2 protein-coding genes are annotated in these 1,853 nt (G+C 46.6%); both read left to right on the top strand.

The genetic code is table 11. The annotated features are described in order from the left end of the window. Nucleotides 1-1,152 (top strand): sulfate adenylyltransferase subunit CysN (gene cysN, locus R8269_RS23680; RefSeq protein ID WP_318222711.1); only part of this gene is annotated, 1,152 nt, incomplete at its 5' end. Nucleotides 1,153-1,385: 233 nt separating this feature from the next. After that, nucleotides 1,386-1,853 (top strand): SLC13 family permease (locus R8269_RS23685; protein WP_318222712.1); only part of this gene is annotated, 468 nt, incomplete at its 3' end.

Genomic DNA, 1,853 nt, shown 5'->3' on the forward strand with positions numbered 1-1,853 from the left:
ATCGATGTTGCTTACCGTTACTTCTCGACGCAGAAGCGTAAGTTCATCATTGCTGATACCCCAGGACATGAGCAGTACACACGTAACATGGCGACAGGCGCATCGACGTGTGATTTAGCGGTGATCTTGGTCGATGCCCGTAAAGGCATTTTGGATCAGACGCGTCGTCACTCTTTCATTTCAAACCTATTGGGCTTGAAACATTTTGTTGTCGCAATCAACAAGATGGATTTGGTGGATTACTCACAAGCGCGCTTCGAAGAAATTCGTGATGAATACCTGAAGTTTTCTGAAAATCTAACTGGCGATATTGATATTCAAATTATCCCGATTTCAGCGCTGGAAGGCGACAACGTAGTGGATAAAGGACAGAACCTGAACTGGTTTGAAGGTCCATCATTGCTTGAGTTGCTAGAAACGGTGGATGTGGACTACGAAAAAGGTGCGGGTGAATTCCGTTTCCCTGTTCAGTACGTGAATCGTCCTAACCTTGATTTCCGTGGCTTTGCGGGCACGGTGTCGTCTGGCTCTGTGAAAGTCGGTGATGCCATCAAAGCATTACCGTCAGGTAAAACGTCGACTGTAGCTCGCATTGTGACCTTCGATGGCGACATTGAAGAAGCGCAAGCTGGTCTAGCCGTTACGCTGACTCTGAATGATGAAATTGACATCAGCCGTGGTGATTTGATCGTGCTTGAGAACGCGCAAGTGCAAACCACCAACCATTTGCTTGCCGATGTGGTGTGGATGACTGAGCAGCCGTTGCAACCTGGTCGCGATTACGACATCAAGATTGCAGGTAAGAAGACCGTTGGTCACGTAGAGTCGATTCGTCACCAGTACGACATCAATAACTTGTCGACACATGGTGCTGCGGAACTGCCTCTAAATGGCATTGGTTTGTGTGAGTGGTCGCTCAATGAATCAGTAGCTTTGGACAATTACCAAGACTGCGCAGATACCGGTGGTTTCATCATCATCGATCGCCTAACTAATGTGACCGTTGGCGCTGGCATGGTGAAAGAAAGCTTAACAGAGCTTGAACGCGGTTTAGCTGATGTATCTGCCTTTGAACTTGAGTTGAACGCCCTAGTTCGCAAACACTTCCCGCATTGGGAAGCTAAAGACCTAAGCCAGTTACTCAAGAAGTAATGGCAGTAAGCCTAGGGACGTTAATCAGTGTCTAGGTTCACAGCCTAACCGAGTGCGAAATGCGGTTAGGCTGCCTCTAAAACCGGAATGTTCAGTGAAGCCCAAGAAAATCTGAGCATTCTGGCACTCTTTTTCGCTTTGCTTTGCTCTGGTTACTTGTTTTATCGCTCTACACACTGTCGTTGTGTTGCGGTTTGTTTCGCTCGTTTCGGGCTGTTTGGTAAGGAAAGGCTATGTGGGAACAAGGATTTGTATTAGCGATTTTGCTTGGCATTATCACTTGTTTGCTTGTGACTAAGATTAAGCCGAGCTACGTTTTTGCTGGTGCAGCCTTTATTGCTTTCATGGCGGGAATGATGGATTCCACGACCATTGCTGCGAACTTTACCAACTCATCATTGTTAACTTTGGTCCTGCTGATTCTCGCTTCTTGTGCATTAGAAAAAACGTTACTGATCAGTTGGGTGAGCCGTAGTATTTCAGAAGGTCATTTAGGCAGTGTGATCGCCAAGCTTGGGTTATCGACCGCCTTACTGTCTTCCTTTACCAACAATACGGCCGTTGTTGTGTCTTTGATTGGTGCGATTAAACGCAATCAACAGCACGCGCCTTCTAAGCTACTGATTCCACTTTCTTACGCGGCGATATTTGGCGGCACATTAACGCTTATTGGTACTTCGACCAACCTTATTATTAATAGC

Source organism: Vibrio sp. Vb0667 (assembly GCF_033391095.1).